Genomic DNA, 2,153 nt, shown 5'->3' with positions numbered 1-2,153 from the left:
GTGCCGTTGGTGGCGATCAGGGTGATGGTGCCTTCCAGGGTCGTGGTGCCGCCGGCGCCGGTCGTTGCGCCAGTGCTCGCGAAGACGCCGATGCTGGCGCCGAGCGTCGTGGTGCCGGTCGCTGCCGTGGTACCGCCGGCCGTGCCGTTATACAGCACGTTGCTGGATGCGGTGGCGCTGGCGAAGCTCGTCGTGCCGCGCAGGTCGGCGGCCGTCGCACCGGCGATGGTGGTGGAGACGTTGGATTTGGTGGAGTAGCCGACCGTGGTCTGCAGCGCCTGGTTGGCGATCGACTTCGCGCTGTCGATCAGCTTCTGCAACGAGGTCAGGCCGGTGTTGGCGGCCTGCAGCACCTGCACGCCGTTGGCGATGCTATCGAGCAGATTGTTGATGTCGCTGGCGCGGTTGTCGAGCGACTGGGCGGTGAAGAAGTTGGTGGGATTGTCCAGGGCCGAGTTGACGCTCTTGCCGGTCGACAGACGGTTCTGTGTGGTGGCGAGGAGGTCGGCGGTGGACTGGAGAGAGAGGAGGTTCTGGCGAACCGACGCAGAGAGAACAATACCTGACATGACTCTTACCCTTCTGGCTTACGCGTCTTCGTTCGATCGCTTCTGGATCGAGTGACGGGGCCAGCGTGCCGCGACGTGGCTAACAAAGGGTGAAACGAACATCGCCTGCATAAGCGCCGGTTCACCATAAGCGCGCGGAAGGTGCGCGTGAGCTCGGCAATCAAGCTGAAATCATTGGCGTTTCTCCGCGCTTACGCTCCGTTAACCATAACCGCTGGTTACTTTTCGGAGTGCCGCCTGCCCTCTCAAAACCTCGAGCGATAAACGAAAAGCGGCGGGGCCGAAGCCCCGCCGCCGGATCTTGCTTGCGATGTCGTCCGCGACTTAGCGGAGCAGCTGGAGCACGCTCTGCTGCGACTGGTTGGCCAGCGACAGCGCGGAGACCGCGATCGACTGGCGGGTCGACAGCGCCTGGCTGTTGGCCGCCTCGACGTTGGTGTCGGCCAAGGTCAGGTTGGACGAACCCGTCTGCAGCACGTTGATCAGGTTCTTGTTGAAGTCCTGACGAACTTGCACGATCGTCAGGTTCGAACCGAGGCTCGAAGCTTCCGAGCGCAGCGTGCTCGACGCCGAGTTCAGGTTGGTCAGCACCTTGTTGGTGGCGGCGTTGTCGATGAAGTCGACACCGCCGGTCAGCGCAGCAAGGCCCAGACCCTTGGAGTTGTAGGTCACGCCGGTGATGCTCAGGTTCGACTTGCCGGTCTCGTCGAACACCAGCTTGAGCTGGTCGCCGTTCAAGAGATTGACGCCGTTGAACGAGGAGTCCTGCGCCGTGGAGTCGATCTGGTTCAGGATGTTGTTGTACTGAGACACCAGATTGGCACGCGAGGTCTGGGCAACCGTGTCCTGGACGGGGCTGGAAGCCGTCGAGAACGTCAGCGCCGTGGTCAGCGTGCCGCCGATCGCACCACCTGCGGCCGTCGATCCGATGGTCGAGGACGCGTAGTCGTTGGTGGTCGAGACCGTCAGCAGGCCGTTGGCGTCGATCGTCGCCGTCAGGTTGTTGGCCTGAAGCTTGGAGTTGAGCTGGTCGAGCGTCTTGACCGTGCCGTTGGTGCCGTCGCCGAAGGTGACGTCAACCGCGGTGCCGCCGTTGAAGGAGGAGAAGGTCAAGGTCTTGCCGGTGAGGCCGCCGACGCCGGAGGTGCGCGCCGCGGTGAAGGCGGTCGAGGTCCCGGTGTTGCCGGCGAGGCCGAGCACGTTCAGCGCGTTGCCGGTGCCGGTGACGGATAGATCGGCGTTGACGCCGGTCGAGATCTTGAGCTGGCCGGAGGCGTTGATCGACGAGTTGGTCTGGCCGGTGGCGGTCGCGACCGTCGCGGTGCCGTTGGCGTTGATCGTCGCGGTCTGCACGCCGGTGGCAAGGTCGATCGCCTTCAAGACGTCGTTGACCGTGCCGGCCTGCAGATAGACCGTCGAGTTGCCGTTGCCGTCGGTGAGGACGTTACCGGAGGCACCGAAGCCGCTCGGAACGCTCGGAGCACCGGTCGAGCCCGGGATCGGCGCGTTCTTGAAGGTGATGACGTGACCGTCGACGTTCAGCGTCGAACCGTCCGCGATCTCCGCACCCAGCGAGGCTGCGCT

2 protein-coding genes are annotated in these 2,153 nt (G+C 64.2%); both read right to left on the bottom strand.

Annotation, left to right across the window (positions count from 1 at the left end; all coding sequences use genetic code 11):
* Window positions 1-569 (bottom strand): flagellin N-terminal helical domain-containing protein (locus RAD10_RS41370; RefSeq protein WP_461621963.1); only part of this gene is annotated, 569 nt, incomplete at its 3' end.
* A gap of 324 nt (window positions 570-893) precedes the next feature.
* On the bottom strand, window positions 894-2,153 hold a 1,260-nt coding region (locus tag RAD10_RS41365), incomplete at its 5' end, for a DUF1522 domain-containing protein (protein ID WP_461621962.1).

The sequence above is a fragment of the Bradyrhizobium sp. 23AC genome (assembly GCF_054863025.1).
The sequence above is the reverse complement of the archived record's forward strand: the minus strand, read 5'-3'. Positions and strand labels throughout refer to the sequence as shown.